This is a genomic window from Nocardiopsis sp. NPDC055551 (assembly GCF_053619415.1).
In genome coordinates this window covers 277,668-301,935 of record NZ_JBSHJJ010000006.1, presented here as the reverse complement: position 1 = coordinate 301,935, position 24,268 = coordinate 277,668, and the positions used below count along the sequence as shown (strand labels likewise).

General features: G+C 69.7%; 20 protein-coding genes. 3 read left to right on the top strand and 17 right to left on the bottom strand.

Features of this window, described 5'->3' with window-relative positions; genetic code table 11:
* Positions 1 to 5: 5 nt before the first annotated feature.
* The 9 genes from ACWGSK_RS13470 to ACWGSK_RS13430 all read right to left on the bottom strand — a co-directional run bounded on the left by ACWGSK_RS13470 (position 6) and on the right by ACWGSK_RS13430 (position 10,414).
* Positions 6 to 1,202, bottom strand: coding sequence for a glycosyltransferase family 4 protein (locus tag ACWGSK_RS13470; protein ID WP_358507474.1), 1,197 nt, complete (start codon positions 1,200 to 1,202; stop codon positions 6 to 8).
* Positions 1,195 to 2,094 (bottom strand): phosphatidylinositol mannoside acyltransferase, encoded by a 900-nt coding sequence (locus ACWGSK_RS13465; protein WP_358507472.1) that lies wholly within the window; start codon positions 2,092 to 2,094, stop codon positions 1,195 to 1,197. The genes ACWGSK_RS13470 and ACWGSK_RS13465 overlap by 8 nt, the downstream gene beginning before the upstream one ends.
* Before the next feature lie 55 nt (positions 2,095 to 2,149).
* On the bottom strand, positions 2,150 to 2,785 hold the full coding sequence (pgsA, locus tag ACWGSK_RS13460) for a phosphatidylinositol phosphate synthase (protein ID WP_358507627.1): 636 nt from the start codon (positions 2,783 to 2,785) through the stop codon (positions 2,150 to 2,152).
* A 135-nt stretch (positions 2,786 to 2,920) separates the two neighbouring features.
* On the bottom strand, positions 2,921 to 3,490 hold the full coding sequence (locus ACWGSK_RS13455) for an HIT family protein (protein WP_358507470.1): 570 nt from the start codon (positions 3,488 to 3,490) through the stop codon (positions 2,921 to 2,923).
* 121 nt (positions 3,491 to 3,611) lie between these two features.
* The gene (locus ACWGSK_RS13450) at positions 3,612 to 5,309 is read right to left on the bottom strand and encodes a DUF885 domain-containing protein (protein WP_358507468.1); all 1,698 of its coding nucleotides are present in this window, start codon (positions 5,307 to 5,309) and stop codon (positions 3,612 to 3,614) included.
* Positions 5,310 to 5,397: 88 nt separating this feature from the next.
* Positions 5,398 to 5,994, bottom strand: a complete 597-nt coding sequence (locus ACWGSK_RS13445; protein ID WP_067600800.1) for a GTP-binding protein — start codon at positions 5,992 to 5,994, stop codon at positions 5,398 to 5,400.
* A 34-nt stretch (positions 5,995 to 6,028) separates the two neighbouring features.
* Positions 6,029 to 6,445, bottom strand: coding sequence for a DUF742 domain-containing protein (locus ACWGSK_RS13440; RefSeq protein ID WP_223809137.1), 417 nt, complete (start codon positions 6,443 to 6,445; stop codon positions 6,029 to 6,031).
* 98 nt (positions 6,446 to 6,543) lie between these two features.
* On the bottom strand, positions 6,544 to 6,945 hold the full coding sequence (locus tag ACWGSK_RS13435; protein WP_067600806.1) for a roadblock/LC7 domain-containing protein: 402 nt from the start codon (positions 6,943 to 6,945) through the stop codon (positions 6,544 to 6,546).
* Between the two features lie 232 nt (positions 6,946 to 7,177).
* Positions 7,178 to 10,414 (bottom strand): sensor histidine kinase, encoded by a 3,237-nt coding sequence (locus ACWGSK_RS13430; RefSeq protein ID WP_358507625.1) that lies wholly within the window; start codon positions 10,412 to 10,414, stop codon positions 7,178 to 7,180.
* Positions 10,415 to 11,056: 642 nt separating this feature from the next.
* On the opposite strand from ACWGSK_RS13430, the gene ACWGSK_RS13425 reads away from it, so the two are divergent.
* Positions 11,057 to 12,181, top strand: a complete 1,125-nt coding sequence (locus ACWGSK_RS13425) for a D-alanyl-D-alanine carboxypeptidase family protein (RefSeq protein ID WP_452455935.1) — start codon at positions 11,057 to 11,059, stop codon at positions 12,179 to 12,181.
* Between the two features lie 8 nt (positions 12,182 to 12,189).
* Here ACWGSK_RS13425 and ACWGSK_RS13420 read toward each other — a convergent pair whose 3' ends face one another.
* From ACWGSK_RS13420 to ACWGSK_RS13390, 7 genes are all read right to left on the bottom strand, one after another.
* Complete coding sequence (locus ACWGSK_RS13420; protein WP_358507465.1) at positions 12,190 to 12,855, bottom strand: hypothetical protein; 666 nt, start codon at positions 12,853 to 12,855, stop codon at positions 12,190 to 12,192.
* 87 nt (positions 12,856 to 12,942) lie between these two features.
* Positions 12,943 to 13,167, bottom strand: a complete 225-nt coding sequence (locus ACWGSK_RS13415; RefSeq protein ID WP_358507463.1) for a hypothetical protein — start codon at positions 13,165 to 13,167, stop codon at positions 12,943 to 12,945.
* Positions 13,168 to 13,295: 128 nt separating this feature from the next.
* Entirely contained in the window at positions 13,296 to 14,327 is a 1,032-nt protein-coding gene (locus tag ACWGSK_RS13410) for a LacI family DNA-binding transcriptional regulator (RefSeq protein WP_358507461.1), read from the bottom strand.
* 144 nt (positions 14,328 to 14,471) lie between these two features.
* Positions 14,472 to 15,866: a GH1 family beta-glucosidase gene (locus ACWGSK_RS13405; protein WP_358507459.1), complete on the bottom strand. Its 1,395-nt coding sequence runs from the start codon at positions 15,864 to 15,866 to the stop codon at positions 14,472 to 14,474.
* Positions 15,867 to 16,047: 181 nt separating this feature from the next.
* On the bottom strand, positions 16,048 to 16,917 hold the full coding sequence (locus ACWGSK_RS13400) for a MetQ/NlpA family ABC transporter substrate-binding protein (protein ID WP_358515882.1): 870 nt from the start codon (positions 16,915 to 16,917) through the stop codon (positions 16,048 to 16,050).
* A 70-nt stretch (positions 16,918 to 16,987) separates the two neighbouring features.
* A complete protein-coding gene (locus tag ACWGSK_RS13395) occupies positions 16,988 to 17,713 on the bottom strand; it encodes a methionine ABC transporter permease (protein ID WP_452455934.1) in 726 nt (241 codons plus the stop codon).
* Positions 17,710 to 18,666 carry a methionine ABC transporter ATP-binding protein gene (locus ACWGSK_RS13390; RefSeq protein ID WP_358515888.1) on the bottom strand — a complete coding sequence of 319 codons (957 nt, stop codon included), beginning with the start codon at positions 18,664 to 18,666 and terminating at the stop codon, positions 17,710 to 17,712. Before ACWGSK_RS13390 ends, ACWGSK_RS13395 begins: the two co-directional genes overlap by 4 nt.
* A 619-nt stretch (positions 18,667 to 19,285) precedes the next feature.
* Here ACWGSK_RS13390 and ACWGSK_RS13385 point away from each other — a divergent pair.
* Together ACWGSK_RS13385 and ACWGSK_RS13380 are read left to right on the top strand one after the other, a co-directional pair.
* The gene (locus ACWGSK_RS13385; protein WP_358515879.1) at positions 19,286 to 20,335 is read left to right on the top strand and encodes a coiled-coil domain-containing protein; all 1,050 of its coding nucleotides are present in this window, start codon (positions 19,286 to 19,288) and stop codon (positions 20,333 to 20,335) included.
* Between the two features lie 524 nt (positions 20,336 to 20,859).
* On the top strand, positions 20,860 to 21,816 hold the full coding sequence (locus ACWGSK_RS13380) for a DUF3558 domain-containing protein (RefSeq protein WP_358515876.1): 957 nt from the start codon (positions 20,860 to 20,862) through the stop codon (positions 21,814 to 21,816).
* A gap of 87 nt (positions 21,817 to 21,903) precedes the next feature.
* Here the strand turns inward: ACWGSK_RS13380 and metE are convergent, their stop codons facing one another.
* On the bottom strand, positions 21,904 to 24,183 hold the full coding sequence (gene metE / locus ACWGSK_RS13375; RefSeq protein ID WP_452455933.1) for a 5-methyltetrahydropteroyltriglutamate--homocysteine S-methyltransferase: 2,280 nt from the start codon (positions 24,181 to 24,183) through the stop codon (positions 21,904 to 21,906).
* Positions 24,184 to 24,268 lie beyond the last annotated feature (85 nt).

Genomic DNA, 24,268 nt, shown 5'->3' with positions numbered 1-24,268 from the left:
ACCGATCAGGGCCGCTCACCCCGGCGGTACGAGACGGCGGTCAGGGGCCTGTTTCCGGCCAGGACCGTCTCGTACACGTGGGCGATGTCGGCGGCGACGGCGTCCCAGTCATAGGCGCGCACGGCGGCGCGGGCCGCCCGGGAGAGTTCCGCGCGCCGGTCGGGGGCGTCGAGCAGGGCGGCGGCACGTTCGGCCAGGTGTTCGGCGTCGCCGGCCCGGAAGAGCTCCCCGGCCTCGCCTCCGTTCAGGACCGCGTCGAAGGCCGGGATGTCGCTGGCGACGATGGCGGCGCCCGCTGCCATCGCCTCGGTGAGGACGATGCCGAAGCTCTCCCCGCCCAGGTTGGGCGCGCAGAAGACGTCGGCGCAATGGTAGGCGCGGACCTTGTCGGCGTCGTCGAGTCGACCGAGCAGGACCACACGTTCGCGCAGATCGTCGGGGACACCGGACAGGTCGGGGTGACCCGGTCCTGCGACGAGCAGCCGAAGACCCGGCCGGTGCGGGGCCAGGCGGGTGAAGGCCTCCAGCAGCACGCCCAAGCCCTTGCGGGGTTCGTCCAGGCGGCCGAGGAAACCGATGGAGCCGCCCTCGCCGGGCCATCCGGGGAGCGGGTCGGCGTGCGCGAAACGACGCACCGACACCCCGTTGGGGATCAGTACGGCGTCACCGCCCACGTGTTCGACGAGGGTGCGTCGCGCGGCCTCGGACACGGCGATGCGCGCGTTGACCTTCTCCATGGCCGAACGCAGGGCGGTGGAGGTGGCCGACATCGCCCGGGAGCGCGGGTTGGAGGTGTGGAAGGTGGCGACGATGGGACCGTCCGTCGACCAACAGGCCAGCAGGGAGAGGCTGGGCGCGGCCGGTTCGTGGACGTGCACGAGGTCGAAGTCCCCCTCGGCGATCCAACGGCGCACAAGCGTGGAGGCCCGGGGGCCGAAGCGGACGCGGGCCACCGAGCCGTTGTAGCGAACGGGCACGGGACGCCCCGCCGAGACGAGGTGGGCCGGGGTCGGGTGTTCGGGGTCGCCCACGGGGGCCAGGACGGACACGTGGTGGCCCATCCCGATGAGCGCCTCGGCGAGGTCGCCCACGTGCTGTTGGACCCCGCCGGGAACGTCCCAGGAGTAGGGACAGACGATGCCCACCCGTCGCCCACCACCACCCTCAACGGACTCCTCCGGCGCGGTCGTGGCCCTACCCATGGTCCGCCTCGTGGTCGGAGCTGAAGACCGGCTGCAGCATGTGCCAGTCCTCGGGGTGTTCGGCGATGGCGCCCTCGAACACCCGGGCCAGTGCCTGGGTGGTCTCCTGTACCCGTTGGGCTCGGGTGGGCGCCTCGACGACGGGGATCTCCTCGTGCACACGGATGTTCCAGTACGGGCCGTCGTACCAGAGGGAGACCGGCATCAGGGCGGCGCCGGTGTTCAGGGCCAGGGCCGCCGGACCGGAGGGCATGCGCGCCTTCTCCCCGAAGAAGTCCACCTCCGGGCCGTTTCCGTGGATGTCGCGGTCGGCGAGCAGGCACACCAGGCCGCCCTCGCGCAGGCGCCGGGCGAGCACGCCCACGGTGTTGGCGCCACCTCCGGTGAGCGGCAGCACCTCCATGCCCAGGGACTCGCGGTAGGAGGTGAAGCGCCGGTAGAGGCTCTCCGGACTCAGCCGCTGGGCGACGGTGGTCAGCGGGGTGCCGCGGGCCGCGATCCAGGCGCCGGCGTGGTCCCAGTTGCCCATGTGCGGTAGGGCGGCGACCACTCCCCTGCCGGAGCGGATGTGCTCCTCCAGGACCTCCACACCGCTCTGTCGGGTGTGGGAGAGGATGTGGTCGCGCCCCATGGCGGGCAGGCGGAAGAGCTCGTAGTAGTAGCGCATGTAGGAGCGCATACCGGCCTTGGACAGGGCCCTGAGCCGGACGGTGGGGGCATCGGGGCCCATCAGCCGGCGCAGGTTGCGTTCCAGTCCCCTGGTGCCGCCGTCGTGGGTGCGCCAGGAGCGGTCGGCGATCCGGCGGAACACCGCCCGCCCCACGCTCTCCGGTGAGCGGCGGACCAGTGACCACCCGGCCGCGTAGGCCAGGTCGGCCATGCGTTCGTCCACGTCGCGCTTCCTCGTCCCGCTGCTTCTTCGTCGTTACGGTGCCCGGCCGTGTGGCTCAGACGTCGTTGTCGGTCTTGTGGTCGGCGTCCTCACCCTGCTCTTGGGCGAAGTCGGGGTCGTTGAGACGGGCGCGCGTCTCGATGAGCCGTTGGAGGATGGTGATGAGGCTCATCCCGGCCAGGAGCCACAGGCCGCCGGCGAGGATGTAGGGCACCCCGAGCGCGCTCACGCCGACCGCGATCAGGATGATGACCAGCCGTTCGGTGCGTTCGGCGACACCGACGTCGCAGTTGACGCCCAGACCCTCCGCGCGCGCCTTGATGTAGGACACCATGAACCCGCTGATCAGGCAGAACAGCGTGAGTCCCGCGAGCAGCGGGTCGTCGCCCTCACCGACGAACCACCACATGAGTCCGGCCAGGATGGCGGCGTCGGCGATCCGGTCGAGGCTGGAGTCCAGGAAGGCCCCGAAGGCGCTGGCACTGTCCCTGGCCCGGGCCACCGCCCCGTCGAGCATGTCGAAGAGCGCGAAGACGGTGATGACCACCGACCCCGCGTAGAGCTGGCCGCGGGGATAGAAGTAGAGGGCGCTGATGACGACACCCGCGGCGCCGACGATCGTGACGATGTTGGGGGTCAGGCCGATCCGGGCCAGGCTCCGGCCGAGCGGAGCGGTGACCCGGGAGATCATGGGGCGAAGGATTCTCAGCATGTCTTCTTGTGATCGTAGGACGGGAACGGTCATGGGGGTGGGAGCCGCTGTCCGCTGGGGGTGGCGCGTCACCGGGACGGCGATCTCACGGCTCGGGCCCGGGACCGATCGGGCTCACCCTCGCGGCCAGTGCTCGGTCAGGCGGGTCCGGGTCTGCTCCAACATCTCGGGCAGGATCCCGGTGTCGCCGATCACCTGCATGAAGTTGGTGTCGCCACCCCATCGGGGCACGACGTGCTGGTGGAGATGGGCGGCGATCCCGGCTCCGGCCACCGTACCGAGGTTCAGGCCGACGTTGAAGCCCTGCGGTCGGTGGGAGTCGGTGAGCGCTCGGATGCCCGCCTGCGTGAGGGAGGCGATCTCGGCCGTCTCGGTCTCGTCCAACGCGGTGTAGTCGGAGACGTGACGGTAGGGGCAGACCAGCAGGTGGCCGCTGGTGTAGGGGTAGATGTTGAGGACCACGTAGGCGGTCTCGCCGCGCGCCACGACCAGGCCCTCGACGTCGGTCACCTCGGGGGCCCGACAGAACGGGCAACCGTCCTCGGCCCGCGGGCCGGTGGGCTTGCCCTCGCCCTTGATGTAGGCCATGCGGTGCGGGGTCCAGAGCCGTTCCCGACCGTCGGGGACGCCGGTCCCCACCCCCGTCGGGGTCGCGTTGTCGGGCTCGTCGTCGGCGCCGCGCATGACTCGTCCGTCCCCTCGATGACCGTTTTCTTGCGTCTCGTCCCAGCATAGAAGCGTGGTGGAGCGCCCGTGTCGTGGGCCACGGGCGCTCCGATGACCGCGCGGTGAACGAACCCGCCGCTCAGAGCCCCAGTAGGGCTCGCAGGTGACGCGGGGGCGGGGCCCCGTGGGAGAGCATCGCGTCGTGGCGTTCTCGCTCCGACGCCCCGGGCCGGGCGATCTTCAGGTCGTGGGCGATGTCGGCGACCTCCGCCTGACCGACGTAGTAGGTGGACAGCTGCGCGCTGGTGAGTTCGGCCCGGCGCCACTTGCCGCGGGCCTCACCCTCCTCCTGGTGGCCGCGCTCGACCATCAGGGCGATCGCCTCGGCCTCGGTGATGTCCTTGGTGTGCACTCGAACGTCCAGGATGGCGTTGAGGATCATGCGCAGTCGCATCTTGAGCTGGACCAGGCGCAGCGCCAGGTTCTCCCTGCGGGAGGCCTCGTCGGTTCCATCGGTCCAACCGTGCCCGGCCAGGACCGACTCGGCGTGCACCGCCCACCCCTCGACGAAGGTGCCGCTCCACAGGACCCGTCCCACCCGGGTGGAACCATCGTGGCGGGCGGCGTGGGCCAGCTGGAGGGCGTGCCCCGGCAGCGCCTCATGGGCCATCAGGTTGCGCAGCAGCATCCCGTTGTACTCGCGGAAGAACGACTCCCGCTGTTCGCGGGGCCAGTCCGCGGGCGGCGGGGCGACCGCGACCAGGGTGGGCAGTTCGGCCATGCGGGGGTCCAACGGGCCGGGCGGCTCGCAGTAGGCCACGGCCACCCCACGGCGTGACTCGGGCATCGGCACCACCCGCACCGGGTCGTCGTGCACGGTGACCAGGTCGAGTTCGCGCACCCGCTCGTTCAGGTGCGCCAGGGCCCGTTCGGCGATGGGTCGGACCGTGTCCGCGTCGGTGGCGTTCTCCCGGGCCAGGGCGGCCAGGACCTCGGTCGCCTGCCCCCGATGTCGGGGGCGGCCCTCGTACTCGGCGGCGACCTCCGCCAATTCCTCCTCCGTGGCGATGAGGTCGCTCTCGGCGCGCACGCGCAGGGCCTCGGGTGAGAGTTCGGAGTCCAGGGTGTACCAGAGCCGAGCGGCGAAGACCCGCTCCCCCAGACGGGGATCGGCGGTGGCGAACTCGTTCTCCGCCCGCAGCCACGAGGTGTACTCGTCCACGGCCGCCAGAGCCGCCTCACGGGATCCCTCCAACCGGGAGGGCGGGGCGGACGCGGTCGCGGCGAGTACCGGAAGTGTGTCGGTGAGCAGCGTGCGGGCGCCGGCCAATTGGGCCAACGCGGTCTCCGCGTGCGCACGCGGGATACCCGGCCCCTCCGAGAGTCGCTCACGGGCGGTGGCCAGGTGGTCGGGAAGGGCCGCGCAGCGGGCGGCCAAGGCCTCCAGGCGCTCCGGCAACGGCAGGGAGTCGCGTTCGAGGAGGACGTGCAGGGCCTCGCCCGGCGCGTAGGTCAGGGGATCCCAGGTGTGCGGCCGCAGTTCGGTGGTGTGCCAGAGATCGGCCGATACGCGTGAACGCAGGACCTCCAGGTCGACCGAGTCCTCGGTCGGCAACAGGTCCTGGTCGATCTCGTCGAGGGAACCGAGTGCGTCGGTGAGGGTCGCCACACGGCGCGTGTCGGCCTCGACCGTGTGATCGGTCAACCGGTGGGCGCCACGGACGTCGCCGAGGTCCAACGCCCATTCGGGCGCGTCCTCCAGCAACGCGTCGAGCACCCGCTCGGCGACCTCACGGAACCGTCGGGTCATCGCGGCGGCGTCGGAGGAAGAGCTCATCCGGCCATGATGCCGGCACGGACGCCCGGTTCCCGTCAGACGGGAACCGGGCCGTGCTCGTGCGGGACCCCGGCCCGGGAGGTTCCGGTCACCGCCAGGAGTTCTGACCCCCGGTGGAGGTGGGCTGTTGCCCTGCGGCGCCCTCGGGGTCCCCCACCGTGATGGCGTGCTCGACGAGGGTGATGAGCGTCGACTTCGTGGAGCCCTTGTCACGGGCGTCCACCTGGACGATGGGGATCTCCGGGCTGAGCGTGAGCGCGTCCCGGACCTCGTCCGCGGCGTGGGGGTAGTAGCCGTCGAACCCGTTGATCGCGACGATGAAGGGCAAACGCGCCTCCTCGAAGTAGTCGATCGCGGGGAAGCAGTCCGCCAGCCGGCGGGTGTCCACCAGCACGACGGCACCGATGGCGCCCTTGACCAGGTCGTCCCACATGAACCAGAACCGGTGCTGTCCGGGGGTGCCGAACAGGTACAGGATCAGGTCCGAGTCGAGGGATACACGACCGAAGTCCATGGCGACGGTGGTGGTCTGCTTGTCCGGCGTCTTGGCGAGGTCGTCCACACCGACGCTGGCGCTGGTCATGACCGCCTCGGTCGTCAGCGGCACGATCTCGGAGACAGAGCCGACGAATGTCGTCTTCCCGACACCGAAGCCCCCGGCGACGACGATCTTGACCGACGTCATCGCGTTCCCCCCAGCACCGCCTTCCTCGGCTGGGCTAGAGCTTGCGAAGTCCACTGAGCACCCTTTCAAGCAGGTTGGTGTTGGGGCGAGCTTCGTTGTTGAGCGAAGACCTGATCTGGACCAGTCCCTGCTCGGACATGTCCGCCACAAGCACCCGCGCCACGCCGAGAGGCATCCGCAACAACGCGGAGATCTCCGCGACGGAACGCCATTCCCGGCACAGGTCACTGATCGCCTGCCATTCAGGCGTCAGCATGCCCGACTCGTTCCGGGCCGCCTCCGTGGCCGAGATCAGCGCTTCCAGTGGAAGCTGAGACTTCGGCTTGGTACGGCCCTTGGTGACCGCGTACGGACGCACCAGCGAACTGGGCGCGCTGCTCGACGCGGGTCGTTGGTCATACGGTTGTTGGATTGGTCGAGGAACATCTCCGCCGCCCGGCACGGCCGGCATCCCTCCCGTGGGGGGATGGCCCGGCTGTTGACCGAACCACGAGGCGCTCCCGGCATCTCTACTGTGAGGTGCCACCACTTCCTCCTGTCGGTGGTGGATCAGTGGATTCCCGAGGTACGCGCCGTTGGTGTCAGCGCCCTCCCGGCCCGCTCTACGAGCAGGGTCATCTCGTACGCGACCAGACCGAGGTCGCTCTCGGCCGCCGCGAGGACCGCGAGGCAGGAGCCGTCGCTGATGGCCATGATGAGCATCAGCCCCCGCTCCATCTCCACGACGGTCTGGGCGACCGCTCCACCCTCGAACACCCGGGACGCTCCCTGCGTCAGGCTGGACAGGCCGGAGGCGATGGCCGCCAGCTGGTCCGCCCTGTCGGTGGGGAAGCCCGAGGATGACGCCAACGGAAGGCCGTCCGAGGAGACGACGATCGCGTGGGCGACATCGGGTACCCGGTCGGCAAAGTCAGTGATCAACCAGTTGAGTTCATTGACCTGTCGACTCATCTGATCTCCTGTCCAAGTTCGCCGGCTGGTCTTTTGGCACTGCTACCGCCGGCACGGCATGTGACAGCACTGCCTCTGCGAACTGCCCGGCCCCTCCCGTGGGGGAAGCCGGGAGTCTGGTGTTGTGTTCTCGTCAAGTGACGGGTGTGGTGCGTCCGAGAAGCTCGATAGATGCTATTGCATCCTGCTTCCCGGAATAAGAGGGACCCCGTCCCACCACTGGCCACGTGAGTCACTCCTCCGCCGGATTGTCGCCAAGTCGGGTACGCCCGTCCCGGACGCCCTTCTGCAGGCCCGTGAAGCGGTTGCGGACTCGGTCCGCGCTTCGTGTGGGCATCTGCTTGAAGTTCTCCGGCTTGGGTGCGGTCCCTGGGACAAGGTTTGCCTTGGGAACTCGTTTTGGCAAGCCCGAGGTGGTCAGACCACCCGCGAGCGGCTCGGCGGCGGTACGCGCGGCCTTCCAACCACGGTCCGCGGCGGAGTTCCAGTCCTGGTCGGGACCCTGGGCCGGTTCGGCCCGCGGGGCCTGTTCGGCGCGCGGAGCGACCTCGCCGGCCGTGGGACGGCCCTCCGCAGGCGGGACCTGCGGGATCGGACCGGTCTCGGTGGCGTCCACGGTGGGTCCACCACTGCGACGCTTGAACCAGTTGGACTCGATCGCGTCGAAGATCGGCAGCGAGTCGGAGCCTTCACCGGCGGGCGTGGGGGGAACAACGGTGTTGTTCGGTCCCTGAGCCCCACCATAGCGGCGCGAGAGGTAGGCGGTGGAGCCGTAACCCTCACGGCTGTCACCGATACCGCTGCGGCGACCACCGGTCTCGTTGGGGTCGGCCTGGGCCGGCTGCTGCGACTGCTCCGGACCGGCCGGCGCGGGATCCCAGGCGGAGACCGCGGGGAACGACTCGGTGCTGGCCTCGTCGTACCGACCCGCGCCCCGGCCGGAGCCGGTGTCGAACGCACTCGTGCGGTGGGTCCCGGTGTCCGTGGGAGCGGCCTCGGTACGGCCACCGAACGCGTCGTAGGAGTCGGTCTCCCGCCGCTCGGCCTCGGTGGGCCGACGGAAGGCGCCGGTGTCGGCACTCGGTCGACGGAAGGCACCGGTGTCCGGTGCGGAGAACGATCCGGTGTCGGTGTTGCGCGGCGCCGGGTCGAAGAGGCTGCGACCGGTCTGTTCCGGCTTCGGCTCGTCCTCTTCCGGCGTGTCGTAGGGGTCCACCACGGAGCCGACGTTGTCGCCGAAGGCGCCGTTGGTGGGGGAGATCCCCTCGGCCCGCTTGGGTGCTTCCCAGACCGAACCGGTGTCACCGCTCTTGTCGGTGTTCCACAGGTCCTGTCCGCTCGGCGGGTGCTCCTCGTCGCGGGTACCCGCGCCGGGCGTGCGCTTGGGCAGGCCACCCAGCTCGCCCGGGGAGAGACCCGCGCCGTCCTGGTTCTCCCAGGGGTCGCCGGGCTCCTGCGCCGCCGGGGTGGCCGCGAAGGCCGCCTGGGCGTCGGCGAAGGTGTCGGGCGTTCCCGCGGAGAGCTCGGGACGGGCGTCGGGGCCGCCCAGGGCGTGCTGACCGTCGACCGGGGTGATGAGGAGGTCCGGCGGGAAGGTCACGACCGCGGTGGTGCCGCCGCCGTGCGCCTCCTTCAGGCTCATCTTGATGCCGTGGCGGTGCGCCAGGCGCGAGACCACGAACAGACCCATGCGGCGCGAGACCGCGACGTCGATGACCGGCGGGGCCGCCAGTCGGGCGTTGACCCCCGCCAGGTCCTCGGGCGCCATGCCGATGCCGCTGTCGGTGACGTCGACCTGGACGGCTCCGCTGTCCAGGTTCTTGGCGCTGACGAGCACCTCGGTGTCGTGCGGGGAGAACGCGGTGGCGTTCTCCACCAGCTCGGCGACGAGGTGGATGACGTCGTTGACCGGACGGCCCAGGACCGAGATGTGGGAAGGGGCGCGCACGTTGACGCGCTCGTACTGCTCGACCTCGGAGACGGCGCCACGGAGGACGTCGACCAGCGGGACGGGCTGAGCCCACTTACGGGTGTTGTCCTGGCCGGACAGAACCAGGAGGTTCTCGTTGTTACGACGCATACGCGTCGCGAGGTGGTCCAGCTGGAAGAGGTCGGACAGGCGGTCGGAGTCCTGTTCGGACTGCTCCAGACCGTCGATCAGACGCAGCTGCCGTTCCACCAGGGTCTGGCTTCGACGCGAGAGGTTGACGAACATCGCGTTGACGTTGCTGCGCAGCGCGGCCTCGTCGGAGGCCAGTGTCAGGGCGACGCGGTGAACGTCGTCGAAGGCACGGGCCACCTCGCCGATCTCGTCGTGGGTGTCGACCTCGATGGGCGTCACCTTGACGGTGTCGGGGACCGCTCCGGCCTCCTGCATCCGGTTGATCGCGTCCGGCAGGTCGCGTTCGGCGACTCGACGGGCGCCGTCCTCCAGGATGCGCAGTGGGCGCACCAGGGAGCGGACCACCAGCGAGGTCAGGATGAAGACGGCCAGGAGCACGCCGGCGACGATGACGAGGTCCATGATCGTACGCAGCAGGGCTGTGCCGCGCAGGTCGTTGGCGTCCTCGGCGATGCCCTCGGCAAGGCCGGTCTCGACCAGCTGGAGACGTTCCAGGGCGACGTCGGCGATGGCCTTGTAGTCCTCGGGACCGTCGTTGGCGGTCACACCGGTGAGGTCGTCCCCGCGCTCGGCGCGGTACATGACGCGCATGCGCATGGTGGAGACCTGGCTGACCTCCAGACCGGTGAAGTTCTCGTCGAAGATCGCGCGCTGGTTCGGGTTGGCCGCCTGAACGAAGTTGGAGATCTCGTTCTCGTAGCGGGCCCGGCTGGAGTCGATGGCCTCGGAGATACCGCCGGTCATCGAGTTCCGCGCCAGGGAGTGACCCATGAGCGCCGTCTCGTAGGAGAGCTGGTCTCGCGCGTTCGACAGCGCGGTGAGGGCGCGGACGCTCTCTCGCAGGTCGGTGTCGTTGGTCTCGTCCGCGATCGTCTGGTTGAAGTCCGCGAGGGACCGGACGATGGTGCGGTACTTGGTGACCACCGGAAGGACCGTGATGCGGGTCTCGTCCACCTCGGTGCGCAGGGCTTCGAGAGTGGCGAGCTGACTGCGCATCGTGGAGAGCCGGCCTTGGGCCAGGTCCCCGTCCATCTCGCCCATGTCGTCCAGGCGAGCGGTCAGTGTGCTCTGGAGGTCGCGGGAGGAGTCCCGCTCTTCGTCCAGTTCCTGACGGAGGGAGTCCGAACGATTGCTCGGGTCCGCACTGTCGGAGATGTAGACCGCGCTGGCCGTGCGCTCACGGCCCAGTTGGTTGGCCAACTCCACGATGAGGACGCCGACCTCGGCTCTGTCCTCGATGTGCGCGTGGGTGACGGTCGAGACCGAGGCCTCGTAAACCCTCAGACCACCGAGCGCGAGCGCCACGGCGGTGGGAATGACGATGAGGGCCACCAGTCGGGAGCGCACCCGCCAGTTACGTGGCCGCCACCAATTGGCTCTGCGCCGGGGCTTGGCATCGGCGCTGTCGGCCTGCGCGGCCTCGCTCTGCGCGCCGGCCCCGCTTTTCGTCGCTCGTGTCGACACGGACCCTCGCAACCTTTCGTGTCACCGCCTCGAACGGCTGTTGAACCCAGGGGTTGGACCGCTCCGGACCGGAAAATCGGTTGAGACCACGTGGTCCACCAGATAGAGAAAACGGTGGGAGTGTGGGGAGATGTGAAGACTGTCCGCCGGACTCGCCTGGGAGGAGAGGAGCCGCGCACCTAGAAACTTCGAGGTGCGCGTGCGGTGGATAGCGTATCAATGGGCGCGAAGCACTCGCTTCGGTCGTTTGGTGCCGATCCGCAAGATCATCATCGTTCACCCAGGGACATAATGCCCCCTACGTCCACATTATGACCAATCACCCAGGTCAGACGGGGAGACCGAAACCACCTCAGACATTGAGGTAACTATTTGGACACACCCCCACTCCATTACCAAGAGCGACGACTCGTGACATCCTGACAGGACACATATGCAGGTCCGGGGGAGTTTTCGGGAATGCGCACCACACGACGCTCAAATGCGAACACTCAGAGTGATGCTTCTGGCACTCTGGGCTCTACTATGGAATCGGATCGGGCCGGCACACTCGAACATATTTCGGTCATAGGCCTGCTCCCGTTGAGCGTCACCCTGCTGTGCGCGCTCTCCCTCGCCGCCCCCGCCGTGGCCGAGCCCGCCGACGAGCTCCGGACGCTGCGCGTCGAACTCGCCACCGCCCGATCGGAGGTGGCCACCCTCCGAGACGAGGCCACGGAGAAGATCGACCTCTACAGGGAGGAGGCCGGGCGGCTGGAGGAGGCCACCGAAACACGAAGGGCCGCCGACCGACGTTCGCGAACCGCGGCGGAGCGCCACGACGACCGACGCCTGGGCGCCGCCCGCCAGGCCGCCGGCGCCTACAAGGGGGCCGACCTGAGCATCACCCGCGCCTGGGCCGGCCCCGAAGGTCCCGTGGGGCTCCTGGAACGCGGCGCCTACCTCACCCTCCTGGGCGAGCACCGCTCCGCCGACGTGAGCCGGTCGGAGGCCGCCAAGGTCGCCGCCACCACTCTGGCCGAGGCCGCCGGTACCGCTGAGGAGGAACAGGCCGAGGCGACCGACGCCGCCGACGAGGCCCGCAAGGAGGCCGAGGAGGCGATCGAGAGGCAGGAGGAGCGCGCTCGGGATCTACTCGAACAGCAGACGGAGCTGGAGGAGGCCCTGGCCGCGTCCGACGACGGGCGGGGCTCGGGCGAGAAGGGGCGCCGTGACGGGACCCCGCCGGCCTGCGAGGGCGCCTGCGATCCCGGCGACACCACCGGGCCGGCGAACGGTCATGTCCCGGACACGATGCTGTGCCCGCTCCCCCAGACCGGGGAGAGCCTGCGCTCCGACGCAGCGGAGGCCTTCATCGAACTGGACGGCGCCTACCGGTCCGAGTTCGGCCGCCCGATGTGCGTGACCGACTCCTACCGGCCCTACCACGAGCAGGTGCGACTCTTCGAGGAGATGCTGCCCGGCATGGCGGCCCACCCCGGGACCAGCGCGCACGGGATGGGCATGGCCGTGGACCTGTGCGGGGGCGTCAACGAACCCGAGACCGTCGAGCATCGCTGGATGCTCGAACACGCCCCCGAGCACGGATGGGACAACCCCGACTGGGCGCGCGGTGGGTTCGAGCCCTGGCATTGGGAGTACACGCCCTGACCCCTCGGTCAGACCTGGGAGCCGACCCTGACCTCGAAGGTGCCGAGCTCGCCCACGTCGACGAACAGCTCGTCGTCGACCTCCAGAGCCGGTGTGACGACGGTGAGCAGCGCCCGCACCCGACCGGGACCATGGGCGAGCCCCTCGTCCTCCAGGTCGACCAGGCCGCGGCCGTTCTCCTCGTCCTCCACCGAGGTGGCGATCTCCACCGTGCCACCGACGATCTCGTCGGCGGTGGTCAGGACCGGGCCCAACATCAGTTGCACCGCGTCCCCGGTGGCGTCCAGCCACAGGCACGCGGGCGTGTAGGCCAAGGCCTCGCCCCGGCCCACGGTGAGCGCGGCCACGCCGACACAGGCGGTGCGGGCCTCGGAGAGCACGGCGTCGTCGACGCCGCGCACCATCTCAGGGTGGATCTCCAGCTCGCGGTCGCCGATCCGGACCGGGACCAGGGCGGTGGGCGCGACCGGGGCGCACATTCGCGTCTCCGGTTCCACGATGATCTCGATGGCGTGCTCCACGGCGCGCTCGTGTGCGGCCTCCAGGACCGCCGGACCGCCTTCCAACAGCCGGTCCAGGGCGCCCTCGTCGGGGCTGCCCATCACGTCGCCGTCGTCGAGCGCGCCCACTCGGGTACCGCCGCCGCTCGGCGACAGATAGGTGACCCAACGCAATGCGCCCACTCCCCGTGCTGGTCAGGCTCCTCGCGAGGTCGGTCCCCGCGGTCGTCCATCCCACGCGGCCATGGTCCCACCGCGCCCTCAGGTGGCGACCACCGGGCCGTGTTCCTTGCCGGTCCCGGCGCAGCCCCGACAGGGCTCGTCGATCCGCGACCAGACGATCACACCGCTGAGCTCCCGATACGGCCGTTCCGGCCGCCACCATCCGGTGCCACGGCAGTACCGGCATTCCAGCCCGTCCCGATCGCACCAACCGCACCCGGCGATGGCGCATCGGGCGTGGGTGGGCTCCCCCGTCGAATCCATGCGCTCCCACCGTCCCGAAACCTGGACCAGCCTCGCACAGGCCGGACCGGCGAGTCCAGAGGGACGAAAGGGACGAAAGTCCGGGTCAGCGGCGTTGTCGGGGTTCTCGTACCGATCCGGACCCCGGTTCAGGCCGACTCGCGAACCACCAGGTGGGTCTCCAGCGTGACCCGTTCGGAGTCGGCGGCACGTGGGATGGCCACGTCCACGAGGAGTCGGGCCATCTCCTGACCCATCTGGACGGTGGGTTGGTGGACCGTGGTCAGCGCCGGGGTGCTGTGCTGGGCCATGATGCTGTCGTCGAACCCGACCAGGGCCACGTCCTCGGGCACGCTCAGGCCGCGCTCGCGCAGGGTACGGATGGCGCCGATGGCCATCATGTCCGAGGCCACGAACAGGGCGTCCGGGTTCCCGCCCTGGTCGAGCATCTCCGCCATGGCCACGGCCCCACCATCGACGCTGAAGTCGCCCTGCACCACCAGGTTCGGATCGACCTCACGGCCGCTCTCGGCCATGGCCTCCCGGAAGCCCCGCAGACGGCTGATGCCGGCGTTCATGTCCTGGGGGCCGGTGATGGTCCCCACGCGTTCGTGTCCGGTCTCCAGCAGCCGGCGCGTGGCCATACGCCCGCCCTCCACGTTGTCGATGTCCACGAAGAAGCGCGCGGGCACCGCCTCGGAGTAGGGCCGGCCTCCGTGCACGACCGGCACGCCGGAGTCGGCCAGCCGAGAGGTGAGGGGGTCGTCCCGGTGCAGGGAGACGAGCATGGCGCCGTCCACGTGCGAGCCGCTGAGGTACTCGCCCACCCGCTTGTGCTCGGCGTCGCCCCGGGCGGTGGTGAGCATCAACTGCAGGTCGCGTTCGTGCAGCACCGAACTCACGCCGCGGATGATGTCGGCGAAGAACGGGTCTTCGAACAGTCGGTCCCTGGACTCCGAGACGACCAACGCGACCATGTCGGTGCGTCGGGTGACCAGGGTGCGCGCGGCATGGTTGGGGCTGTAGCCCAGTTCCGAGATCGCGTCGTGGACCGCCTCGCGGGTACGAGGGCTGACCTGTGAGGATCCGTTGATCACCCGGGATACGGTCCCCCGGCCGACCCCGGCCCGCTGCGCCACCATTTCCAGGGTCGGTCGCTGTCGACCGCCGCTCTTGGCCACTTCGAGGCTCCTTGCGCGTTCTCTACCGATCCGACCGGACCTTCCGGACGGCGGGCGTGGACGGGTTCGGTCCCGTGCCCGGGGCCGAACCCGTCCCGGAGCGCGTGGGATGCCCCGGAGGGACACCCCACGAACTCTCGTGGTTCACCGTGTGGGGAACCTCCCGGTCCTGGCCAGTTCGGCGTACCAGTGGCCCGTGTCCTTGACGATGCGCTCCTGCGTCTCGTAGTTCACGTGCACGATGCCGAATCGGCGGGAGTACCCCCACGCCCATTCGAAATTATCCAGTAGGGACCACGCGAAGTAGCCGCGCAGGGGGATCCCGGCGTGGATCGCCTCCTTGGCGGCCCGCAGGTGACCCTCGTAGTAGTCGGTGCGATCCACGTCGTGGACGGCGCCGTCGACCACGGTGTCCTCGAAGGCGCAGCCGTTCTCGGTCACGTACAGGTCGATGCCGCCGCTGTCGCCCGCCAGTCGTTGGAGGACGTCGAACAGGCCGCTGGGGTCGATCTCCCATCCCATGTGGGTGACGGGCAGCCCCTGGGAGACGTGCACCTCCTCGGGGTCGGCGCCCAGCCAGGCCTCGCCCTCGCCGCTGACCAGGGCCGGGTCGAGGCCCTTGGCCGAACCCGCGACGAACTCGGGCGAGTAGTAGTTGACCCCCAGGAAGTCCAGGGGGGCGGAGATGGTGGCCAGGTCCCCCTCCTTGACGAAGGAGAAGTCGCTGATGTCGGCGAGGTCCTCCAGGACGTCCGCCGGGTAGGCGCCCTTGAACAGGGGGTCGGTGAAGATGCGGTTGCGCACGCCGTCGGCCCGTCGGGCGGCCCGGGTGTCGGCGGCGTTGGCCCCGTGCGGTCGGATGACCGCCTGGTTGTGGGCCAGGCCCACGGTGGCCGGGTGACCCGTGGAGCGGATCGCCTCGACCGCCAGGCCGTGGCCGAGGAGCAGGTGGTGGGTGGCGGCCAGGGCCTTCTCCGCGTCCCGGTGTCCGGGGGCGTGGTGGCCGTTGTGGTAGCCCAGGAAGGCCGAGCACCAGGGTTCGTTGATGGTCATCCAGTGGGAGACCCGGTCGCCGAGGGCGTCGGCGACGACCTTGGCGTAGTCGGCGAAGCGCAACGCGGTGTCACGTTCGGGCCAGCCGCCCGCGTCCTCCAAGGGCTGGGGCAGGTCCCAGTGGTAAAGCGTGGCCCAGGGCTGGATGCCGGCTTCGAGGAGACCGTCGACGAGGCGGTCGTAGAAGTCGATGCCCGCCTGGTTCACCTTGCCACCGCCCTCGGGCAGGATCCTCGGCCAGGCGACGGAGAAGCGGTAGGAGCCGAGGTTGAGGCGCTTCATGAGCGCGATGTCCTCGGTGTAACGGTTGTAGTGGTCGTCCGCGGGGTCACCGGTGTCCCCGTTGAGCACCTTGCCCGGGGTCTCGGCGAAGGTGTCCCAGATACTGCGGCCTCGGCCGTCGGCGGTGGTGGCGCCCTCGATCTGGAAAGAGGCGGTGGCCGCCCCCCAGAGGAAGCCCTCGGGGAAATCGTTCGGGTTACTCACTGCTTTGTTACGCACCTTCCATGACGAGCGAAATCAGCTTGGGAGCGCTCCCATAACGGAAGCAGAAGCCACGGGTCAAGTCAACTCGCCAGTAGGCCCCCGAAACCCAACCGTTACCGACATGGCTCGGGCGTCGAAGGCGGATCCGCCTTCGACGCCCGAACACGAGACCTCTGGTCCCCTAGTCTTCGTCGTCGTCCCGCATCCCGCCCATGGGGATGACCACGCCCTGCCAGCGCTCCTCCATGAAGTCGCTCACCTCCGGGCTGTGCAGCAGCTCGTCGAGCCGCTCGATCTCCTCGGACTCGGCGTCCTCCGTGCGTACCACCAGACCGTTGCCGTACACACTGCCCTCGGTCTCCTCCCAGGCCATCACGTTCGCGTTCTCGGCCAGGTCGGCCTCCAGCGCGTAGTTGCCGTTGACCACGGCCGCGTCCAGGTCCTCCAGGGAACGCGGCAGCTGCGCGGCCTCCACCGGGGTGAGGGTGATGTCGAGCGGGTTCTCCTCGATGTCGGACTCCGCCGCGTTGTCCCCGGCGCCCTCGGACAGGGTGATCACGTCGTTCGCATCGAGCAGGTTCAGCGCCCGGCCCATGTTGGACACGTCGTTGGGCACCCCGATCTCCGCGCCCTCGGGGAGCTCCTCCAGGTCGGAGAACTCCTGCGAGTACAGACCGAAGGCCTCCAGGTGCACGTTGCTCACGTACTCCAGGTCGGCGTCGGTGTTGCCCTGTTGGTACTCCTCCAGGAACGGGACCGTCTGGTAGTAGTTCGCGTCCAGCTCTCCCTCGACGAGGGCGGCGTTGGGCTGGTTGTAGTCGGTGTACTCGACCACCTCGATGGCCAGGCCCGCGTCGGCCGCCAGCTCATCGTTCACGAACTCCAGGATCTCCGCGTGCGGCATCGGTGTGGCCCCCACCTTCAGGGTCACCACGTCGTCGTCGCCACCACCCTCGTCGGCCCGCTCACTCGGGCTCCCGCACCCCGCCAGCAGCACGGTCGCGGCGCCGAACACCGCGGCGCCCCGCAGTACGTTCGCTCTCCTGGTCATGGTTGTCTCCTTGCCGTTGGTACCGGACGACTCGGGGGGAATCACGGGGGGCGGGATCGAGAGGGACGCGTCAGCGCCTGGACAGTCGGCGCACCAACAGGTCGCCCAGGCTCTGCGCGACCTGCACGATCACCACGAGCAGGATCACGGTCGCCCACAGGTAGTGGTCGTTGAAGCGCTGGTAGCCCTCACGAATGGCGAGGTCTCCCAGACCGCCTCCGCCGATGGCGCCGGCCATCGCCGAGTAGGAGATGAGCGTGACCACGGTCATCACCAGGCCGGCGATGAGCCCGGGCATGGCCTCGGGCAGCAGCACCTTGCCCACGATGGTGAACTTGCGCGTGCCCATGGCGTGCGCGGCCTCGACGACGCCCCGATCCACCTCGCGCAGCGCGGTCTCCACCAGGCGCGCGAAGAACGGGATGGCGCCGATGCTGAGCGGCACGATGGCGGCAGTCGGGCCGAGCGTGGTGCCCACCAGGAAGCGGGTCAGCGTCAGCACCGCCACCATCAACACGATGAACGGCAGCGAACGGCCGATGTTGACGATGGCGCTGAGCACCGCGCGCGCGGCCGGGGCCGGGATGAGGCCGCCCTTGTCGGTGGCCACGAGCAGCACGCCGAGGGGCAGACCGAACAGGACGCTGAAGACCGTGGCCCACCACACCATGTAGACGGTGTCCATGGTTCCCAGCCACAGGCTCGGCCACATGTTCGGCCAGTCCCGGACGAAGTCGGTGATCGCGGTCACCGCGTTGCCCTCCTGGGCCAGGTAGAGGATCTCGTTGGTGATCACTTTCCGGCCTCCTCGACCAGCAGGCCGTTCTCGGACAGGTAGGTCAGTGCCTCACGACGACGGCTTCCACGCATGTCGACGCTGAGCCGGCCCACGGACTGACCGGCGACCTGCTCCACACCGCCACCGAGGATGTTGACGTCCACGTCGAACCGACGGGTCAGTTCGGACATGAACGGTTCGTCGAAGGAGCGCGGGTAGGTGATGAACACCGTCTCCGGCCCCCCGTGCTCCGGCAGCGGGAACAGCGAACGCGCCAGCAGCGAACCGGGGGTCCCGATCAGGTCCAGGACCCGGCCGGACTCACGGAACTCGCCGTCCTCCATGATCGCGGCGGAGTCACAGATCCGCTTGATCACGTCCATCTCGTGCGTGATGAGCAGGATGGTCAGGCCGAGTTCGTCGCGCAGTCGGCGCAGCAGCGCGAGGATGGACTCGGTGGTGACCGGGTCCAGGGCGGAGGTCGCCTCGTCGCTCAGCAACACCTTGGGGTCGGAGGCCAGGGCGCGGGCGATGCCCACGCGCTGCTTCTGGCCGCCGGAGAGCTGGGAGGGGTAGGCGCGGGCCTTGTCGCCCAAGCCGACCAGTTCCAGGAGTTCACCGACCCGGGTGGCGCGCGCGGCGCGGGACATCCCCGTGACCTCCAGCGGGAAGCCGACGTTGCCGGCGACCGTACGCGAGGAGAGCAGGGCGAAGTGCTGGTGCACCATGCCGATGTGGCGTCGGGCCTCGCGCAGGCGGGCGCCGCGCAGCGAGGTGAGTTCCTCGTCCCCGACGCGGACGGTGCCACCGTCTGGGCGTTCCAGGAGGTTCACCGAGCGCAGGAGGGTGCTCTTACCCGCACCGCTTTGGCCCACGACCCCGTAGATCTCGCCGGACTCGACGTGCAGATCGACCCCCTTCAGGGCTTCGATCCGACGTTTCTTCAACCTGTAGGTCTTGTGGAGACCCACTGCGTCAATCACGGTTTTCCCATCGACGTCTGGCGGTGGTGTCACGGCTCCCACGCGCGTGGGGGCGCGGAAGGAGACCGGACTCAGCGTGGGGGTCGACGCCCGCATCCGAGCGTACGAAGCGCGCGGTGGGCGAGCGGCGGCGACGCGCCGGAGCGGCGGTCGGAGGGCGCGGTGGCGCCGAACGGGGCGGGTTCTCGCCCTCGGACTCAGGAACGACGGGACGGACGACAGCGACCACCGGGCAGAGGTACGCACCGCCGGGTGGTGTCCGCCAAGGTGACGGGGGTCGTTTCGTAGTGTTCAGGAGCCATCACGGCACCAACTCAACCATCTCGGATGCCTCGATTCGGCAAAATCCTTGACCCGAATATGGTTATTTAGACCACACCTACGGCTTTGTTGGGGGATGTGATCACCTCGTCCCTCCCGAAGACCCGTGAGAATGCTTAGACTCATTACCGTCCCGTGACCTTTCCCCCTTCGAGCGGGGTGAGTGCGGCGCGGCCCGCGAAGACGACGTGCCCCGCGCCCCGTCCGGGAAAGACGAGCATCTGCGTCCACAGCGTCCCCGTGCCCGCTATGGGGTCCGTGTGTGGGCACGAGGAGCGACCACACCTTGCAGTCAGACGATCCGAGCCGAGTGGCCGACCACGCCGACTTCTGGGCGCCCGATCCTCCCGTCCGCACCTGGCGGGAGCTGATCGCCGACTGCGCGCGCCCGTTTCCGACGGTCGTGCGCACGAACCCGACCCCGGGCCGCACCGCGGCGGTGGTCCTGTCGCTGTTGGCAGCCCTCGCCCTGCCCGCGCCCGCCTTGGCCGCGCCGGTCCCCCGGGACAACGAGGACATGGGCACCCTGGAATCGCGCGCCGAGACCCTCACCGAGGAGTACAACGGCGAACTCCGGGACATGGAGAACGTGATGGAGGAGGCCGACCGCGCCCAGTCGCGCGCCGACTCCACCCGCGAGGACGTGGAGGCCGCCCGTGGGCAGGTCCGTTCCCTGGCGGTGGCGACCTACACCAGCGGCGGAATCGACCCCTCCATGTCGCTGTTCGTCGAGGCCGAGCCCGACGAGGTCATCGAGCGCGCGGTCGTCATCGACTACCTGTCCACCAGCAACCAGGACAAGATCGACCAGCTGGACCAGGCCCTGTCCCGGGACGAGGTCGCCCAAGAGAACGCCGAGGATCGCTTGGCCGAGGCCGAGGCCGACATGGACGAGCTGGAGGATCGTCGCATGGACGTCCGCCGGCTCATCGCCGACCACCCGGAGCAGCCCATGCGACCGCCGGACAACATCACTCCGCGCACCGAGCAGATGCGCGACCTGGGCATCGAGATCTTCGGGCGCGGGTCGGAAGTGGGCGGTGTCGGCTGCTACCGCGCGGTGGGCGGCTGGGTCGTGGGTGAGCACCCCAAGGGCCGGGCCTGCGACTTCATGGTGGACGGCAACGGTTCCATGCCCCCGGAGGACCAGGTCGAGCGCGGTTGGGACATCGCGAACTGGGCCCGGGACAACGCCGACGACCTCGGGGTCATGTACGTGATCTACCGCCAGCAGATCTGGGACGTGCGTCGAGGCGACACCGACTGGCGCCCGATGTCGGACCGCGGCAGCATCACCGAGAACCACTTCGACCACGTGCACATCTCGATGTTCTGATCCCCGGCGGGTGCGGCGAACACGACTTCCCCGCACCCGTCCTCTCGGGACCAAGGGCCGGAAAGGACGGCCCCTTTACCGGTGAAACGACTCGAAAAACCACACAGGATAATCACGATCAAGTCACGCCAAGGGTGACGTGTGGCTCGACCGGAACGAATCGATGACGATTCGCCCCGTTACCCCTGGCCCGCTACGCCGCTCCCCTTAAGGTCACGGTTAGGATGCTTGTCGTCCCGACCCCCGGTCGCCGTGGCCCGTCCCCTCGGCATCATCTCGGCGGTCGGAAAGAACCCCGCGCGCAGTCGGGGCATCCACTCACGACACGGGGAATTCCCGCTCCTCGCCGTACCGCACTCGCCCGCGGACCGGCGTTGGTCCCGGGCTCTCCTCCCCCACGGTCTCCCGTGCCGTCACCCACCCGGCGATCCGCCGGCGGCCGTCACGGGAAACTCGTGAGAACCCACCAATGGGCACACGCGTCCCAGAGAACACGGCCAACACTTCACCGGGCGAGGGGAGCCATGAGCGAAAACGGACCTTACAACCAGCCTCCGCAGAACCCCTATGGGGGCGGCACCGGCGGGCAGCCTGGCTACGGCCAGGGCCCCTACCAGGGCGGCCCCGGTCAGGACCAGGGCATGTACGCGGGTGGCCAGCCGCCCTACGGTGGCCCCGGCGGTCCGGGTGGACCCGGCGGATACCCCCCGCCCCCGCCGCCCCAGAGCGGTGGTGGCGGCGGCAAGGCCGGCCTTTGGGTGGTCATCGGCGGCGGCGCGATCATCGTGGTGCTCGTCATCGCCGTGATCGTCATGCTCGTCACGCGTGACACCGGCGGCGAGGAGATCGCCACCGGTCCCGACACCACCCAGGGCACCGAGGAGACCGACGAGCCGGTCGACGACGACACCGAGGAGCCCGACTCCGGCGGCGGTGACGGGCCCGCCGGGGAGCCGCCCTACGCGCTGCCCATCGAGCCCTGCGACGCCATCACCGAGCAGGTCTCCACGGACTTCATCCTGCGGGACGACCCCAGCAAGAGCGTCTCCGACAACCGCGCCAGCTGCACCGCCACGGGTGACGCCCCCGAGGGCAACCCGGAGCGCGCCTACAGCAGCCTCTGGTTGGAGTACGCCACGCCCTACGCCGGCAGCGACTCCGTCGAGGGCGCCTCGTCGGACTACCAGGACTCCCTCGCCAACTACACCGGTGGTAGCGACTACTACCCGGAGGAGAACCTGGAGGAGGAGAAGGAGATCGACGGTCTCGGCGATGAGGCGCACCTCATCATCACCGAGAACATCATCCTCGACGACCCCGCCCCCACGGCGATCATGCTGGTCCGTTCGGCCAACATGAACATCGAGATCACCTACCAGGTCTCGGACTTCGAGGGCTCCGACCTGACGATGGTCGACGACGTCGAGGCCCTGCTCACCAACTCCGCCGAAGAGGCGATCGCCCTGCTCGGCGCCGAGTAGGAAATCACCGGCTCCTCCCCGGAAGAAACGACGAGAGGGGGCCGCGGCTTCGTGCCGCGGCCCCCTTTTCGTGCGTTCGGGGTGGGATCAGAGGTCGGCGCGCACCCGGCGGGCCGCCTCCACCATGTTGCGCAGCGCCTGCTCGGTCTCGGTGTAACCGCGCGTCTTCAGACCACAGTCGGGGTTGGCCCACAGGTTCGCGGCGTCCACGTGCGAGACCGCCAGTCGCAGCGAGGCCTCGATCTCCTCGACCGAGGGCACCCGCGGCGAGTGGATGTCGTACACGCCCGGACCGATCCCGCGCTTGTAACCGCGCTCGCCCAGGGCCTCCACGAGCTCCATGCGCGACCGGGCCGCCTCGACGCTGGTGACGTCGGCGTCCAACGCCTCGATCCCGTCGACGATCTGGTTGAACTCCGAGTAGCACATGTGCGTGTGGATGGTCGTGCTCGACGCGACCCCGGAGGTGGCCAGTCGGAACGAGTCGACCGCCCACTTCAGGTACGCCGCCCGCTGTTCCTCGCGCAGCGGAAGCAACTCGCGCAGAGCCGCCTCGTCGACCTGGATGTGCCGGATGCCGGCCCGCTCCAGGTCGGCGACCTCGTCGCGCAGCGCCAGACCCACCTGGCGGGCGGTCTCACCCAGCGGCTGGTCGATACGCACGAACGACCAGGCGAGCATGGTGACCGGACCGGTCAGCATGCCCTTGACCGGCTTGTCGGTGCGCGACTGGGCGTAGGTGATCCACTCCACCGTCATCGGCTCGGGACGCGAGACGTCCCCGAACAGGATCGGCGGGCGCACGCACCGCGAACCGTAGGACTGCACCCACCCGTTCTCGGTGGTGGCGTAGCCCTCCAGCTGTTCGGCGAAGTACTGGACCATGTCGTTGCGCTCGGGTTCGCCGTGCACCAGCACGTCCAGACCGATCTCCTCCTGGAGCGCGATGACCCGGTCGATCTCCGCGCGCAGGAGCGCCTTGTAGTCCTCGGTGGGCAGTTCGCCCCGCCGGTGCGCGGCGCGGGCGCGACGCAGCTCGGCGGTCTGCGGGAAGGAGCCGATGGTGGTCGTGGTCAGCGGTCGCAGGGCGGCCACGTCCCGATCCTGGGGACGCTCGTAGGCGTCCGGGCCGAGGGCGTCCAGGCGGGCGCGCACCCGGGCGTCGGTGAAGGACGCGTCCCGCGGCTCGGACGCGCCCTGGTAGTCGGCGTCGGCTCCCTCGGAGAGCACCCGACCGAGCAGCGCGACCTCCCTGGTCTTCTGCTCGGCGAAGGCCAGGGTGGAGCGCAGCTCGGGCGCCAGTGAGGTCTCGGCGTCCAGGTCGATGGGCACGTGCAGCAGCGAGCAGGAAGTGCTCACCGTGAGCTCGTCGGTCAGGGCCAGGAGGGTGCCCAGTTCGGCGACGGCGGCCGGCAGGTCGGTGCGCCAGACGTTGCGGCCGTCCACCACGCCCGCGACCAGGCGGGTGGAGCCCAGCCCCGAGACGGCGGTGAGGTCGGAGGCACCCTCGGAGTCGGTGACCAGGTCCAGGCCCACGGCCTCGACCGGAGAGTCCTTGAGCACGCGCAGGGCGGCGGCGCCGATGGAACCGAAGTAGGTGGACACCAGGAGCGAGGGACGCTCGGTGAGCGACCCCAGGCGCTGGTAGGCGCGCTCCAGGTGGCCGACGGCGGCGCGACCCTCGTCGGTGGCCAGGATCGGCTCGTCGAGCTGGACCTCGGTGACGCCCGCGGCCGACAGGTCGCTCAGGAGCTTGGCGTAGGCGTCCAGGAGCTGGTCGAGGAGCTCGATGGGCTCCCAGCCCTCGGGAGCGTCCTCGGCGGCCTTGGCCAGCAGCAGGAAGGTCAGCGGACCGACCAGGACCGGGCGGGTCTGGAAACCGGCCTCGGCGGCCTCACGGAACTCGGCGAGGGGCTTGTCGCCGACCAGGCGCGGGCGGGTGCTCGGGGAGAGTTCGGGGACCAGGTAGTGGTAGTTGGTGTCGAACCACTTGGTCATCTCCAGCGGCGGCGCGCCCTGCTCGCCGCGGGCGAGGGCGAAGTAGCGGCGCAGCTGCTCGTCCCGCTCCTCTGCCTGGGCCGGGGAGGTGAAACGGGCGGGCACGAGGTCGAACAGGACCGCTGTGTCCAACACCTGGTCGTAGTAGGAGAAGGTGTTCGACGGGATGTCGTCCACTCCGGCCTCGCGCAGTCGGGCGTAGACGCCCTTGCGCAGGTCGGCGGCGACGGCGTCGAGTTCGGCGGCCGTGGTGTCGCCCTTCCAGTAGGACTCACTGGCGCGCTTGAGTTCGCGGGCGGGGCCGATGCGCGGGTAACCGTGGACCGTGGAGCGCACGGACGGCCCGGAGGCCGCGGGGTTGCTGACCATGAAGCTTCTCTCCCTCGTCGAAAGCCGGGTACCGGCCACGAGAGCGGGGCGAGGAGCGCGGCACGACGAGGGGCTCACCCGGGGC

Coding starts and splice junctions, on each gene's coding strand:
- ACWGSK_RS13450 (WP_358507468.1), bottom strand. CDS start 5,309: ATGAGCTCTTCCTCCGACGCCGCCGCGATGACCCGACGGTTCCGTGAG.
- ACWGSK_RS13440 (WP_223809137.1), bottom strand. CDS start 6,445: ATGCCGGCCGTGCCGGGCGGCGGAGATGTTCCTCGACCAATCCAACAA.
- ACWGSK_RS13380 (WP_358515876.1), top strand. CDS start 20,860: ATGAGCGAAAACGGACCTTACAACCAGCCTCCGCAGAACCCCTATGGG.
- ACWGSK_RS13425 (WP_452455935.1), top strand. CDS start 11,057: ATGGAATCGGATCGGGCCGGCACACTCGAACATATTTCGGTCATAGGC.
- pgsA (WP_358507627.1), bottom strand. CDS start 2,785: ATGATCTCCCGGGTCACCGCTCCGCTCGGCCGGAGCCTGGCCCGGATC.
- ACWGSK_RS13415 (WP_358507463.1), bottom strand. CDS start 13,167: ATGGATTCGACGGGGGAGCCCACCCACGCCCGATGCGCCATCGCCGGG.
- ACWGSK_RS13470 (WP_358507474.1), bottom strand. CDS start 1,202: ATGGGTAGGGCCACGACCGCGCCGGAGGAGTCCGTTGAGGGTGGTGGT.
- ACWGSK_RS13455 (WP_358507470.1), bottom strand. CDS start 3,490: ATGCGCGGCGCCGACGACGAGCCCGACAACGCGACCCCGACGGGGGTG.
- ACWGSK_RS13445 (WP_067600800.1), bottom strand. CDS start 5,994: ATGACGTCGGTCAAGATCGTCGTCGCCGGGGGCTTCGGTGTCGGGAAG.
- ACWGSK_RS13435 (WP_067600806.1), bottom strand. CDS start 6,945: ATGAGTCGACAGGTCAATGAACTCAACTGGTTGATCACTGACTTTGCC.
- metE (WP_452455933.1), bottom strand. CDS start 24,183: ATGGTCAGCAACCCCGCGGCCTCCGGGCCGTCCGTGCGCTCCACGGTC.
- ACWGSK_RS13400 (WP_358515882.1), bottom strand. CDS start 16,917: ATGACCAGGAGAGCGAACGTACTGCGGGGCGCCGCGGTGTTCGGCGCC.